This window comes from Labrys neptuniae, assembly GCF_040797145.1.
Classification (GTDB): domain Bacteria; phylum Pseudomonadota; class Alphaproteobacteria; order Rhizobiales; family Labraceae; genus Labrys; species Labrys neptuniae.
Map to the genome: position 1 here is coordinate 320982 of NZ_JBFNQD010000003.1, position 13480 is coordinate 334461.

A 13480-nucleotide genomic window follows, 5' to 3' on the forward strand; every position below is an offset into this window, starting at 1 on the left:
CCGCGAACAGACTCGTCAGGAGCAAGGCATGGTCAGGACGGCGAGAAACGGGCCACCAGCTGATGGCGGTCGCCCGGATAGGTGAAGCGCACCGCCGTGACGAACTGGTCGCCGCGCCAGGTGCGCCGCTCCACCACAAGGCAGGCGCTGCCGGGCTCGAGCTTCAGCAAGGCCGCCTCTTCCCCGCGAGCCGCCGCAGCCTTGATGTGGTGTTCGGCCACCGTCCAGGGCACATGCCCGAGGAGCCAGACCCCCGGCGGTTCCCGGCCAAAGTCTGCCTCTTCCGCCAACGGCACCGCCTCGAGATCGATCAGGCGCTCTTCCAGGCAGAACGGGCTGTCACCGGCGAAATGGCGGCAGGTCAGCGCCAGCAACGGCCTGGAACCCTCCAGCGCGAATGTCAGGCGTTCCGCCGACGTCGGCCGACGCTGGCGACGTTGCAGCAATTCGAAGCGATACGGCAGACCAAGCGCGGTCACCTCCGCCTCGATGCCGTGAATGGCGAGTACGGCGGCCTCGCTGCGCGGCTGGGTCACGAAACTGCCCGCCTTGCGCCGACGCTCGATCAACCCGGCGGCGGCAAGCTGGGTCAGCACCTTGTTCACCGTCATGCGCGAGCAGCCATAGATCTCGGTCAACTCGGTCTCGAAAGGGATGCGATGGCCCGGCGGCCATTCGCCCGAAACGATGCGGTGCTCGATATCGCCGAGGATGCGCTGATGCAGCGTCTGTGCCTTGGCATCCAGCTCGAGGGGGGCTGTCTCGTTCATCAAAGGCTCCCGCTGCGATATGGCCCCATCCGGGCGAGCGCCGCAATTTCGAGGACCTCCGCTTCCTTAGCCATTGCCGCTCCCCTCGCCAAGTTCCGCTTTCCCGCTCAAGCCAATCGGCACTAAACTTTCATCATTCCACTTGCGCGTCAATTAATATGTCTATACATGTTCCCGCATAACAGCAGGGTGGAGAGATCGATGGCGACAGACAGCCAAGGGGGTCGTTTGTGGCGCAATGCGCGCCTGGCAACCCTGGTCGGGGATGACCTCGGCATCGTGGAGCGGGGAGCCGTGCTTGCCGAAGGTGAGCGCATCGCCTTCGCCGGCCCCGAAAGCGACCTGCCGGCCGGCATGCGCGACAAGGTCGAGACCATCGACCTCGAAGGGCGCTGGATCACACCGGGCCTGATCGACTGCCATACCCATCTCGTCTTCGGCGGCGACCGGGCACACGAATTCGAGCTGCGCCTCAAGGGTGCCAGCTATGAGGAGATCGCCCGGGCAGGTGGCGGCATCGTTTCCTCGGTCAACGCGACGCGGGCCGCCAGCGACGATGAGCTTCTCGCCGGCGCCCTGCCCCGTCTCGACCATCTGATCGCCGAGGGTGTCACCACGGTCGAGGTGAAGTCGGGCTACGGCCTGGAGACCCGCACCGAGCTTGCCATGCTGCGTGCAGCACGCCGTCTCGGCGAGGCCCGCAAGGTCAATGTCTCGACCACCTTCCTCGGTGCCCATGCCCTGCCCGTCGAGGCCAAGGGCGACAAGGACGCCTATATCGATCTCGTTTGCAGGGAAATGCTGCCGGCCGTGGCCGCCGAAGGCCTAGCCGATGCCGTGGACGGCTTTTGCGAGGGCATCGCCTTCCTCCCCGAGCACATCAGCAGGGTCTTCGACGCGGCGAAGAAGGCCGGCCTGCCGGTCAAGCTTCATGCCGACCAGCTCTCCAATCTGCACGGCGCCAAGCTCGCGGCCGATTACGGCGCGCTGTCGGCCGATCATCTCGAATATACCGACGATGAAGGCGCCGCCGCCATGCATACGGCGGGCACGGTCGCCGTGATCCTGCCCGGCGCCTACTACTTCATTCGCGAGACCAAGCAGCCGCCCATCGCCGCCTTCCGGGCCCACAAGGTGCCGATGGCCGTGGCGACGGACTGCAATCCCGGCACCTCGCCGCTGACCTCGCTGCTCACCACCATGAACATGGCCGCCACCCTGTTCCGCATGACCGTCGACGAATGCATCGCCGGCGTCACCCGCAACGCCGCCAAGGCGCTCGGCAGGGCCGGCGATATCGGTACGCTCGAAGCCGGCAAGCAGTGCGACCTCGCCATCTGGGATATCGAGCGCCCGGCTGAACTTGTCTACCGCCTAGGTTTCAATCCGCTACATCAACGCATCTGGAGAGGCCAGTGACCAACCCCGTTTTGCTGCGTCCCGGCAGCGTCTCGCTCGCACAATGGCGCGCCATCTATGACGGCGCGCCCATCAGCCTGGACGAGGGCTGCCGCCCGCTGGTCGAGGCCGCTGCCAAGGCCGTCGCCGACATCATCGCCAAGGGCGAGCCGGTCTATGGCATCAATACCGGCTTCGGCAAGCTGGCGAGCGTGCGCATCGAGAATGCCGACCTCGCCATCCTCCAGCGCAACATCGTGCTCTCGCATGCCGCCGGCGTCGGCGAGCCCCTGCCGGTCGAGGTCGTCCGGCTGATCATGGCCCTGAAGCTCGGCAGCCTCGCCCAAGGCGCTTCGGGCGTGCAATGGTCGACCATCATCATGTTGCGCGACTGTCTCGCCAGGGACCTGATCCCGGTCGTTCCCGGCCAGGGCTCCGTCGGCGCCTCCGGCGATCTCGCTCCCCTGTCCCACATGACGGCGGCGCTCACCGGCGTCGGCACCTTCTTCGTCAAGGGCGAGAAGGTCGAAGCCACCGAGGCGCTCAAGCGTGCCGGGCTGTCGCCGCTCGTGCTCGGTCCGAAGGAAGGTCTGGCGCTACTCAACGGCACGCAGGTCTCCACCGGCCTGGCGCTGGCTGGCCTGTTCCAGGCCGAACGTGTGTTCCAGGGCGCGCTAGTGACCGGCGCACTCTCCACCGATGCCGCCCGCGGCTCGGACGGCCCCTTCGATCCGCGCATCCACAAGGTCCGTGGCCATCGCGGCCAGGCCGAGGTCGCCGACACGCTGCGCGCCCTGATGGCCGGCAGCGCCATCCGCGCCTCCCACCTCACTGGTGACGAGCGCGTGCAGGATCCCTATTGCCTGCGCTGCCAGCCCCAGGTGATGGGCGCCTGCCTCGACCTCCTGCGCCAGGCCGCCGCGACGCTGACGATCGAAGCCAATGGCGTCACCGACAATCCGCTGGTCTTCACCGACACGGGCGACGTGATTTCCGGCGGCAATTTCCATGCCGAGCCCGTCGCCTTCGCCGCCGACATGATCGCCATGGCGCTGTGCGAGATCGGCTCCATCAGCGAGCGCCGCATCGCCATGCTGGTCGACCCGGCCCTTTCCGGCATCCCGGCCTTCCTCACGCCCAAGCCCGGCCTCAACTCCGGCTTCATGATCCCGCAGGTCACCGCCGCCGCACTGGTGTCGGAGAACAAGCAGCGTGCCTTCCCGGCCAGTGTCGACTCGATCCCGACCTCGGCCAACCAGGAGGACCATGTCTCCATGGCCTGCCACGGCGCCCGCCGTCTCCTGGAGATGAGCCGCAACACCGCCAACGTCATCGGCATCGAATATCTCGCGGCCGTGCAGGGTTGCGATTTCCACGCACCGCTGAAGTCGAGCGAAGCGCTGGAAAGCGCCCGCGCCACACTGCGCGCCGAGGTGCCCCATCTTTCCGACGACCGGCATTTCGCGCCCGACATGGCCGCCGCCACCGCGCTGATCTGGAGCGGCGCGGCGCAGAAGGCCGCCGGCCTCAAGACTTTGGCCAGCGTGGTGGAGGGCACGGCATGAGCCGGCCCGACTGGCTCGAGATCCGGCAGGGACAGGCACCACTGCTTGTCTCGCTGCCGCATACGGGCACTGAGATCCCGGCCGCGATCGAAGCGCGGCTGGTGTCGCCCTGGCTCGCCCGCAAGGACACCGACTGGTGGATCGAGACGCTCTACGACTTCGCAGCCGGGCTCGACGCCACCATCGTGCGCACGCCGATGTCGCGCACCGTCATCGACGTCAACCGTGACCCATCCGGGGTTTCGCTCTATCCCGGCCAGGCCACCACGGAGCTGTGCCCGACCACCAGCTTCGACGGCGAGCCGCTCTACAAGGACGGCGAGGCCCCCAGCACGACCGAGGTTGCCGAACGGCGCGCCCTCTGGTTCGATCCCTATCACCAGGCCCTGGCCGACGAAGTCGCCAGGCTTAGGGGACGCCATCGCAACATCGCTGTCTATGACTGCCATTCGATCCGCTCGGTCATTCCGCGCTTGTTCGAGGGCACGCTGCCGCAGTTTAACATCGGCACCAATGGCGGCGTGACCTGTCATCCCGCCTTGGCCGAGACGATCGAGGCGCTCTGCCGCTCCAGCGGGCGCGAGACGGTGATGAACGGGCGCTTCAAGGGTGGCTTCATCACGCGCAGCCTCGGCCAGCCTGACAAGGGCGTGCACGCGGTGCAAATGGAGCTCGCCTGCCGCTCCTATATCGACGAGCCGCTCGGCCCCGTCGACGAAGCCAACTGGCCGGTCGCCTTCGACGCGGCCTACGCCCAGCCCCTGCGCGAAACCCTCGGCAGCATCCTCAATGCCTGCCTGGTCTTTGCCAGGGCGCTGAAATAGTAGTGTGCCGGTCTTCAGACCGGCATTCCTTCAAGCTCAACACCGTCTTATCGGTCTCCTGCCATGAAGCTGATCCGTTTCGCCGACCTCACGCCGAAGCCCTGGAAGAATGGCGGCGGCACCACCACCGAAATCGCCGTATCGCCTGACGGCGCCGGCTTCGACGATTTCGACTGGCGCCTGTCGGTTGCGGAAGTAGCGAGCAACGGTCCCTTCTCGCTCTTCCCCCAGATCGATCGCACCTTGACCCTGATCGAGGGCCAGGGCCTCGACATGTCGATCGAAGGGCGGGAGGCGGTGAGGCTGACCCCGGTTTCCGCTCCCCTGGCCTTCCCCGGCGATGTGCCCGTCACGGCCAGCCTGGTCGAAGGCCCCATCCGCGACTTCAATGTGATGACCCGGCGCGGGCGATTCAATCACCAGGTCTCCCGGCACGATCTCGCAAAGGGACGGCTGGCGTTGCCGCAGGACGGCCTGCAGCTGGTGGTGGCGCTCGGCGTCGGTTCGATCCGGATCGGCGCTGATAGTCTCGACCTCGGCTTCGGCGACGTCCTCGTCTTCGAGGCGGACGATACGGGCAGCATCGAGGGAGCGCTGCCCGTCTTGTTGATCGGATTACGGCCCGCAACAGCGGGCTGACCGCAGTGCGAAACTCACTGCACCGCGTGCTTGACGGCGCGGCCGGTGGCCTTCACGTCCCGGCCGACGCCGGTGACCGTATTGGCGCAGGCGGTCAGAGTGAGTGCGGACACCACGAGAGCAACGATCGCGAAGGAAATTTTTGACATTCGTTCATTCCCCGAATTGGCTGTGCCGACAATGGCAACAACACGGGAATCGTTATGCCATATTCGCCTGGCTTGCACAGCCGGACTTTTCCTTCCCAAAGGGAATATCAGGGCTGTACTTGTCTATCCTGATGCTCCCGTGAGACAGGCTCGAGCCCTGGAACGGCCGCCATCCCCATGAGCTCCGCCCGTTGCCCCTATCCCAAGCCGGGCGATGCCGTTATGCTCCGCCCTCTCGAAGCGGCCCGACATTCGTCGCGGGCATGCAACCCCCTCAAAGGCACCTTGTTCCTCGACATTGCCATCATCGTCTTCCTGACGCTTCTCAACGGCGTCCTCGCCATGTCGGAACTCGCGATTGTCTCCTCCCGCCCAGCCAGGCTGCGCGCACTCGCCGGCCGCAAGAAGCGAGGCGCGGCGACCGCGCTGGAGCTCCTGGAAAATCCCGGCCGCTTCCTCTCCACCGTCCAGATCGGCATCACGCTGGTGGGCGTTCTCTCCGGCGCCTTCTCGGGCGCGACGCTCGGCACGCGCCTTGCCGGCTGGCTGCAGACGCAGGGCCTGTCAATCCACGCTGCCGACACACTTGGCGTCGGCATCGTGGTGGTAGCGATCACCTATCTGTCGTTGATCATCGGCGAGCTCGTGCCCAAGCAGATCGCCCTGCGCGACCCCGAGCGCATGGCGGCCCGGGTGGCGCCGGCCATGCGTCTCCTGTCGAAATGCGCGGCGCCTCTGGTCTTCCTGCTCGACATCTCCGGGCGCACCGTGCTGAGGCTGCTCGGCCAGGGCGGCAAGACCGAGGAGAAAGTGACGGAAGAGGAAGTGCGCACCATCCTCAAGGAAGCCGAAAGTGCCGGCGTGCTGGAAACGGCTGAGCGCGACATGATCTCGGGCGTCATGCGGCTGGGCGACCGCAGCGCCCGCTCGCTGATGACGCCGCGGCGCGACGTCGAGGTGATCGACCTCTCCGATTCCGCCAAGACGATCATGGCGCAGCTGCGCGCCACCAGCCGCTCGCGCCTGCCGGTGCAGGACGGCGAGGACGACAACATCGTCGGCGTGGTCATGGTCAAGGACCTGTTCCAGAGCCAGCTCGACGGCCGGGCCCTCAATGTGCGCGACCATGTCCAGACGGCACCGATCGTGATGGATACCAACGAGGCGCTGGGCGTGCTGCAGTCGCTGCGCTCCTCCAGGGCGCATATGGCGCTGGTTTTCGATGAGTATGGCCATTTCGAGGGTGTGATCACGGCCAATGACGTGCTGGAGGCGATCACCGGCGCCTTCCAGGACGATGACGGCGACGAACCGGCCATCACCATGCGCTCGGACGGTTCCTACCTGGTATCGGGCTGGATGCAGGCAGACGAACTGGCCGAGACCCTGTCGATGCCGATCGAGCGCGGCGACTACGAAACCGCGGCCGGCTTCATCCTGGCCGAACTCAACCGCCTGCCGCAGACCGGCGAGAGCTTCGTGCGGGACGGCTGGCGCTTCGAGGTCGTCGACCTCGACGGCCGGCGCATCGACAAGATCCTGGTGTCGAAGGACGCCTGAGAGGTACCACCTTATCGAGGCCGCCAAGCAAAACGCGGGCAACCCTTCTCCCCTTGCGGGAGAAGGTGGCGCGGAGCGCCGGATGAGGGGTGCCAACACGCTCCTTGCTAGGTTGCGTTTCTCCCCTCATCCACCCCTTCGGGGCACCTTCTCCCACAAGGGGAGAAGAATTCTCCGCGACCGCCTGCTCGGATGCGCCCTGCCTCTCACCGCGCCGGCGCGGTGACCGCCTGCGCGGCGTTGGCCCATTGCGTCACCACCATGCCGCCGACGATGAGCAGGACGCCGGCAAGGCGCGCCGGGTTGACGGGCCTCGGCGCAAAGCCCATCAGGCCGAAATGATCGATCGCCAGCGAGGCGATCATCTGGCCGGCGATCACCGCCACCATGAAATTGGCGGCGCCGAGCCGGGGTGCCAGCAAAAGCGCGGCGGTGATGTAGATCACACCCGCAAGCCCGCCCGTCCAGATCCACCACGGCCCTTTCGACGCCGCATCGATGGTGGGGATCGGGACACGGAAGGCCGCCATCACCGGCAGGATCACCGCGATGCTGACCGCCAGTGAAACCAGGGTGGCCCAGAGCGGATGACCGAGCAGCCGGCCAAGCGTGGCATTGGCCCCAGCCTGGAACGGCACGACCGCGCCTGCGATCAGGGCCGGCAGCAGCAGAAACAGGGAAGCGGGGTTGGTCATGGCGGTCTCCTTCGATCACCGAAGGTCTATGCCATGCCTAATTCAGATGGAAATTCCGATTTCCTATCCATACTATGCACCATATGAATAATCTTGCCGGCATCGACCTCAACCTGCTCACCGTCCTCGAGGCCCTGCTGGCGGAGCGCCATGTCTCGCGCGCGGCCCTGCGCCTGAACAAGAGCCAGCCGGCCGTCAGCCACGCCCTGGCGCGGCTGCGCACGTTGCTGGACGATCCCCTGCTGACACGCCAGGGCGGCAGCCTCAGGCCGACGGCGCGGGCGCTCGAGATCCAGCCTCATCTCACCGAGGCGCTCGACCGCATGCGCCATCTGCTGACCCCGGCCGGCTTCGATCCCTCGCGCGAGCGGCGCACCTTCCGGCTGGCGATGTCGGACTATGGCGCCGCCGTGCTGCTGCCGAGACTGGTGCCGCTGCTGCGTGCAGAGGCGCCGCACAGCGACCTGCTCGTCACCCAGGCGGGCCGGGAGGCGATGGCGGCCCAGATCCTCGATGGTGAAATCGATCTCGCCTTCGGCGTGTTTCCCGATCTTGGCGAGCAACTCGCTCAAGCGCTTCTGTTCGAGGATCACTATGTCTGTCTCGCGGATGGGTCCGGCCTGCCGCCCCCCGGCCGGCTCGACCTTCCCTCCTATCTTGCCCGCCCGCACGCGCTGGTGGCGCTGCGCGCCGATGTCGAGAACGAGATCGACCGCACCCTCGCCGCGCTCGGCCACAAGCGGCGGATCTGCCTCACCCTGCCGCATTGGGGCGTGGCACCGCGCCTGATCGCCGGCACGGACATCATCCTGACCGTGGCGCGCGGCATCCTGCCGCCCTCTATCGAGGCTGGCGGTCTTCGCCTGTTCGAGCCGCCTTTCACGCTGCCGGCCGTGCCCTTCACCCAGATCTGGCACCCGCGCCGTCGGGGCGATCCCGCCCATCAATGGCTGCGCGAGCGTATCGCGAGGTTTTATGGGAAAGGGCGAGGGTGATCGCGCCCTGTCATCCCGGACGCGATGCAGCATGCAGTGCTGCTTCGCAGATCCGGGACCACAGGACAATTCTGCGCCGCACTCGGATTGCGGTCCCGCATCTGCACCGCAACGCCATGCGTTGCAGTGCGTGCAGGATGACAAGCGAAAACCGTGCCTTCTTCCTCCTCAATCCCCGAGATCGACCGGCTTGAGGGTGGGATAGAGGTCGCCGGGGCCGGGATTTTCCGCGGGCGAGCGGCCACCGAGATGGGTCATCACGCCCCAGACCGCGTTGAGCGCCGTCTGCACCGCGCCCTCGACCCAGGCTGGCGTCCAGCTTACGCCGTCGCCCGCCATGAAGATGCCGCGCTGGCTCTCCGGCAGGTCGGCCTGCATGAAATGCCCGTACATGCGGTGGTTGTAGCGGTAATGCCCCGGCAGCGCTCCCTTGAAGGCGCCAAGAAAATTCTCGTCCGCCTCCCAGCTCACGCAGATCGGCGAACCGATGATGTGGCTGGCGATGTCGAGCCCGGGATAGATCTTGCCCAGCGCCGAAAGGGCGAGCTCCACCCGCCGCTCGGCCGGCAGCGGCAGCACCTTCAGCGCATCCGTCATCCAGGAATAGGACAGGCAGATCACGCCCGGCCTGTCGTCGCCATTGTCGAACAGATAGGTACCGCGGGTGATGCGGTCGGTCAGCGTCATCGACATCACGTCACGGCCGGTGGCCGGGTCCTTGTCCTTCCAGAACGGGCGATCCACCATGATGAAGGTCTTGGCCGCCTGCATGTAGCGGGTACGATCGAGCGCCATCCACAGCTTCTGGTCGAACAGGCTCTCCTCGGCGGCGATCGAGGTGGTGAGCAGATGGCTCTGGCAGGTGACCACCACCGCCTCGTAGTCGTCGCGGTTGCCCCATTGGTCCGTCACGGCAAAGCCGCCCCTGCCATTGTGGGCGATCGCCTGCGCCCTGCCCCTGGTGGCGCCGGCATTGAGCCCGGCCAGCGTGGTGCCGGCCGGCCAATGCGCCAGCTTCTCCGGCGCCTTGGACCAGATGCCCTGCGCCACCTGCTCGACCCCGCCCACGACATAGCGTTGCTCGTCGTCGAAGGCGCCGAGATTGACGCGCAGAATCTCCAGCATCGAATTGGGAAAATCCGAATCCCAGCCGCCGGTGCCGAAGCCTACCTGCCCGAACACTTCGCGGTGGCGGAAGGAGAGCTTGCGGAAGGCCTGCGAGGACACCACGAAATCATAGAAGGTGCGCTCGTCCCAATCGCGCACGATCGGATCCCAGATCTCCTTGATGCGCCTGGCGTCGCGCGCCCGCATCGCCGCCTGCAAGGCGGAGAACTGGGCCCCCTCCTCCAGCGCCTGGTGATAGGCGTCGGCGACCTCCCGGTAGAGCGGCGGCAGATCGTCCAGCGTGCGGGCATAGAGGGTCTCGCCCTCCAGATCGATCACGGTGGAGCCGGCCGCCGGCGTCAGCGGATTGGGGAAATCCCGCGTCTCCAGCCCGAGCTTGTCGACATAATGATAGAAGCCGCGCGAGGAGATAGGAAAGCGCATGCCGCCGAGTTCGGCGATGATGCCGTCCGTGCCCTCGAAGCGCTGCGAGCGCAGCCGCCCGCCGAGCCGTGCCGATTCATAGAGCACGGGCCTCAAACCGAGGCGCATCAGCTCATAGCCGGCTACCAGCCCGGCTGCGCCCGCCCCGATGATGGCGACCCGCTTGCCATGCTTGTCGGCCGGCACCGCGCCGAGCCCGGCCGGATGGGCCAGCCATTCGTCATAGGCAAACGGGAAATCCGGCCCGAAGGCGCTGATGGCATCGGAGGGGTGGTTCGGCATGGTTGTTTCCCTGCTGGCATGATGGGCGCCGGAAAGACGCACGCCATCATGCGCGAGGCAGGGGAATAGGGGAAGTGGGGTGATTTGGGGAGGGGGTGATTATGAGCCCCCTCCGCCGCAAACGAACGGCCTTCACAGAAACGCCCGAGCATACCCAGGCCGATCACTGCACGGGGTCACGGATTGGCCGCGACCTCGGCGAAGGTGATCCTGTCCCGCGCAACCTCTTCGCGCTGCGCCGGGGTCAATCCCGCCAGCGCCTTCTCCACCAGACCCGGCCCATACAGGCTCTCATCCGGCCAGTCGCGCCAGGCATTGGGATTGATGTCCTGGCTGACCAGGCCGCCCTCGGCATTGCGCACCCGGCTGCCGTAGATGACATAGCCCGGCGGCACCGTGGCGGGCTGCCCCTTCTTGCCGGTAGCAAGGTCGTAAATGCCCTGGACCTCTGCGTCCAAGGCGATCACGCCGACATATTTGCCGGCGGGATCGATGCCCATGATGTTGGCGATCGGCGCCTTGACCAGGTTGACGGCATCGGTGGCCAGGTCCCAGATCTCCATGCCCTGCTCGCTCGATCCTACGGCATAGGTGCGCACCATATATTTGCCGGCGGGATCGCAGACGGAGACGGTGACGGCATTGCTCGCCTCGCGCAGCCGCATGGTCTTCTTCTGCGCCAAGTCATAGACGCCGAGCAGGCGCTTGTCGCCGCTGCTGTCGAGCGCAAAGCAGATCGTATCGTTGCTGCCGAAATTGGCCTGCACCAGACGGCCGCCCCGCGCCTTGCCCCCGGGCTGCGTGAGCTGGCCCGACTTCACGGTGAATACCGGCTTGCGGCTGGCGACATCGATGACGGTCAGCGCGCTGGAGCCGTCGCCGCCCAGCAGCAGCCGGCTCTCGTCCGGGCTGAATTCCATCGAGGTGACATAGCCGCCGGCCTTCAGGTCGAAGAGCCTGGCGCCATCGAGCCCGTTCCACACGGTGACCACATTGTCCATCTCGGTGACCAGCAGATTGCCGTGCGGGCTGAACAGGAATTTCGAGACCCTGCCCTTGGTCGGCAGGCTCGCCAGCGCCTTCTTCTCGGCGACCGACCACAGAGTAAGGTCGCCGGACTGGTAGTCGGCGCTCATCTGGTAGACGGCGACCCGCCCCTGCGTCGATACCGCCACCTGGGAGAAGCCGGGCTTCACCGGCAGCAAGGCCTCGCGGCTCTGCACGGCGGCATAAAGCGCCACATAGGCTTTGGAAAAGCGCTGGAGCGCCGTCTCGTCCGGCGTCGCGGGCAGGCCTTTCAGGGCCTCGACGATCGCCTCCTCCCGCCTGCCATTGGTGTTGAGTAAGGTTTGGGCCCGGGCGGCATGATTGTCGGAGACGGACTGGGCCTCGGCCAGGGTCTGGCCGCCACCAAGCTTGAGCTCGTCGGTCAGCGAGGATTTCATCCAGGGCGTCTGGGCCCAGTCGGTCTCTTCCCCCACCGCCTTGGTGACGTCGCTCATGATGCGCTGGATCGAATAGCCGGAGGTGCCGACCGCCTTGACGAAGGCACCGGTGAAGGGGCTGAGCTCGCCCTTGCCGTCCAGCGCCACCGCATTGGGCGAGGTGGCATAGGCCACCATCAGCCCGCGCGCCTGCACCGTGCCGGGCGCTGCCGCAGCCCCCGCCCCCTCGACACGCGCGAGGCCGCGCCCGGTCGAGACCGAAAGCCCGGCCTGACCGCCCTCGGCCATCGGGTTGTTGCGGCAAGCATCGAGGAAGACCAGGGTCGCCTTGGCGCCTTTCTGCAGCGTGTCGACGATCGGCTGCACCGGCACGAAGCCATGCTGGAGATCCTTCGAGGTGGCATCGGTGGCCACCAGATAGTTCTCGTCTTTGATCTGGATGCCATGGCCGGAATAATAGAACATCGCCACATCGGCCCCGGTCGCACTGGCATAGGCGGTGGCGAGGCAGTTCTGCAGGCCCGCGCTATCGGCATCGCCGGCGAGGAAGACCTCGAAGCCGAGCGCCCCCATCGCCTTGGCGACAGCCTCCGCATCCCTGGCCGGATTGGGCAGGGCCGGAATGCCATTACCATAGCCGCCATTGCCGACGATGACAGCCACCCGCTTGCCGCTTGCCCCGGCCGGCGCGGCCCGGTGCTCGCAGGTGGTGGCGGCCTGGGCGGAGCTACTCGGATGCAAAACGACAGCCAAAGACAAAGTCGCGAATGACGCTGCCACAAGCCAATGAACGATTTTCATGATGCTTCCTAAAGTCTGCTTCGACAAAATTCCGAAAAGCCAAGATGAATTCCGCCGCAAACCTTCCGGAAGGTCAAGACCTTAGAACTGGCAAAGGGCCGATTTATCCGCACGCCATTGCGGCAGGCAAAGCACGAGATATTGGAGCTCCGAGCCGGCGGGCCAGGATCGCCTCGTCGTTGGCGTCACAACGATTTTCCAGCTTCACGACCGGACATTCCGCCTCCCATCGACCTTATCATTGAAGTGCGCGTCTCAACTCAGGGGTACAGTCCATGAATGCACTGTCACCGTAATTCTAATAAATTTTAGCGCCACCGTAACTCAAAAACTCGCCATTTAATATATTAGCAAATCTCCATCAGGAAATCGGCCCAACCAACCACACGGAACTCGACCATATTCGTAAATAGATACTATATCTTTCCAATATCTTTGAATTTTATAGCCACATAAAAAAACATAATCTTCTTGGCAAAAAGACAGAAAATCATCAGCCAAATTCAGCGCCTCATGCATATTTGTTGAGATTTTTTTAAAAATTGAACCATCAACTTCTAATCTAAAATCATCTCTAAGCTGTATAGCAATTTCGTTTAAATTCTTTAAAATAATATCAGCTTTCTGCCGATCAACTTCTCCGGCTAATCTCCTAAATGAATTACTCATATCATTTAAGGCATTATCCCACTCTATTGAAGTCATATATTCAACGGCTTCAGCCTCGTCGTTCACGAAAGAAATATTACTAAATGATTCGTATTTTGGTATAGTTCTTTCCCTTGACCCCGCCTCCGAGAAAAGAG

General features: G+C 65.0%; 12 protein-coding genes. 6 read left to right on the forward strand and 6 right to left on the reverse strand.

Features of this window, described 5'->3' with window-relative positions:
- Nucleotides 1-32: 32 nt before the first annotated feature.
- Nucleotides 33-770, reverse strand: a complete 738-nt coding sequence (hutC, locus tag ABXS05_RS12190; RefSeq protein WP_311933437.1) for a histidine utilization transcriptional repressor HutC — start codon at nt 768-770, stop codon at nt 33-35.
- Nucleotides 771-971: 201 nt separating this feature from the next.
- On the opposite strand from hutC, the gene hutI reads away from it, so the two are divergent.
- From hutI to ABXS05_RS12210, 4 genes are all read left to right on the forward strand, one after another.
- Entirely contained in the window at nt 972-2189 is a 1218-nt protein-coding gene (gene hutI / locus ABXS05_RS12195; protein WP_311933438.1) for an imidazolonepropionase, read from the forward strand.
- A complete protein-coding gene (hutH, locus tag ABXS05_RS12200) occupies nt 2186-3733 on the forward strand; it encodes a histidine ammonia-lyase (protein ID WP_367624096.1) in 1548 nt (515 codons plus the stop codon). Before hutI ends, hutH begins: the two co-directional genes overlap by 4 nt.
- Nucleotides 3730-4557, forward strand: a complete 828-nt coding sequence (gene hutG, locus ABXS05_RS12205) for an N-formylglutamate deformylase (RefSeq protein ID WP_311933440.1) — start codon at nt 3730-3732, stop codon at nt 4555-4557. Before hutH ends, hutG begins: the two co-directional genes overlap by 4 nt.
- Nucleotides 4558-4620: 63 nt before the next feature.
- Complete coding sequence (locus ABXS05_RS12210) at nt 4621-5196, forward strand: HutD/Ves family protein (protein WP_367624097.1); 576 nt, start codon at nt 4621-4623, stop codon at nt 5194-5196.
- A gap of 14 nt (nt 5197-5210) precedes the next feature.
- Here ABXS05_RS12210 and ABXS05_RS12215 read toward each other — a convergent pair whose 3' ends face one another.
- Nucleotides 5211-5345: an entericidin A/B family lipoprotein gene (locus ABXS05_RS12215; RefSeq protein ID WP_068288645.1), complete on the reverse strand. Its 135-nt coding sequence runs from the start codon at nt 5343-5345 to the stop codon at nt 5211-5213.
- 285 nt (nt 5346-5630) lie between these two features.
- Here ABXS05_RS12215 and ABXS05_RS12220 point away from each other — a divergent pair, with 285 nt between their 5' ends.
- On the forward strand, nt 5631-6905 hold the full coding sequence (locus ABXS05_RS12220; RefSeq protein WP_311933442.1) for a hemolysin family protein: 1275 nt from the start codon (nt 5631-5633) through the stop codon (nt 6903-6905).
- Between the two features lie 206 nt (nt 6906-7111).
- On the opposite strand, the gene ABXS05_RS12225 is transcribed toward ABXS05_RS12220, so the two are convergent.
- Entirely contained in the window at nt 7112-7600 is a 489-nt protein-coding gene (locus ABXS05_RS12225; RefSeq protein WP_311933443.1) for a DMT family transporter, read from the reverse strand.
- A gap of 83 nt (nt 7601-7683) precedes the next feature.
- Here ABXS05_RS12225 and ABXS05_RS12230 point away from each other — a divergent pair, with 83 nt between their 5' ends.
- Nucleotides 7684-8595 carry a LysR substrate-binding domain-containing protein gene (locus ABXS05_RS12230; RefSeq protein ID WP_367624098.1) on the forward strand — a complete coding sequence of 304 codons (912 nt, stop codon included), beginning with the start codon at nt 7684-7686 and terminating at the stop codon, nt 8593-8595.
- Nucleotides 8596-8763: 168 nt separating this feature from the next.
- Here the strand turns inward: ABXS05_RS12230 and ABXS05_RS12235 are convergent, their stop codons facing one another.
- From ABXS05_RS12235 to ABXS05_RS12245, 3 genes are all read right to left on the reverse strand, one after another.
- Nucleotides 8764-10428 carry a flavin monoamine oxidase family protein gene (locus tag ABXS05_RS12235; RefSeq protein ID WP_367624099.1) on the reverse strand — a complete coding sequence of 555 codons (1665 nt, stop codon included), beginning with the start codon at nt 10426-10428 and terminating at the stop codon, nt 8764-8766.
- A gap of 176 nt (nt 10429-10604) precedes the next feature.
- On the reverse strand, nt 10605-12614 hold the full coding sequence (locus ABXS05_RS12240; RefSeq protein WP_367624100.1) for a caspase family protein: 2010 nt from the start codon (nt 12612-12614) through the stop codon (nt 10605-10607).
- Between the two features lie 399 nt (nt 12615-13013).
- On the reverse strand, nt 13014-13409 hold the full coding sequence (locus tag ABXS05_RS12245) for a hypothetical protein (protein WP_367624101.1): 396 nt from the start codon (nt 13407-13409) through the stop codon (nt 13014-13016).
- Nucleotides 13410-13480 lie beyond the last annotated feature (71 nt).

Bases quoted from the DNA above. Each gene is read 5' to 3' on its own strand.
- hutC (WP_311933437.1), bottom strand. From the start codon at position 770: ATGAACGAGACAGCCCCCCTCGAGCTGGATGCCAAGGCACAGACGCTG.
- hutI (WP_311933438.1), top strand. From the start codon at position 972: ATGGCGACAGACAGCCAAGGGGGTCGTTTGTGGCGCAATGCGCGCCTG.
- hutG (WP_311933440.1), top strand. From the start codon at position 3,730: ATGAGCCGGCCCGACTGGCTCGAGATCCGGCAGGGACAGGCACCACTG.
- ABXS05_RS12210 (WP_367624097.1), top strand. From the start codon at position 4,621: ATGAAGCTGATCCGTTTCGCCGACCTCACGCCGAAGCCCTGGAAGAAT.
- ABXS05_RS12215 (WP_068288645.1), bottom strand. From the start codon at position 5,345: ATGTCAAAAATTTCCTTCGCGATCGTTGCTCTCGTGGTGTCCGCACTC.
- ABXS05_RS12225 (WP_311933443.1), bottom strand. From the start codon at position 7,600: ATGACCAACCCCGCTTCCCTGTTTCTGCTGCTGCCGGCCCTGATCGCA.
- ABXS05_RS12230 (WP_367624098.1), top strand. From the start codon at position 7,684: ATGAATAATCTTGCCGGCATCGACCTCAACCTGCTCACCGTCCTCGAG.
- ABXS05_RS12235 (WP_367624099.1), bottom strand. From the start codon at position 10,428: ATGCCGAACCACCCCTCCGATGCCATCAGCGCCTTCGGGCCGGATTTC.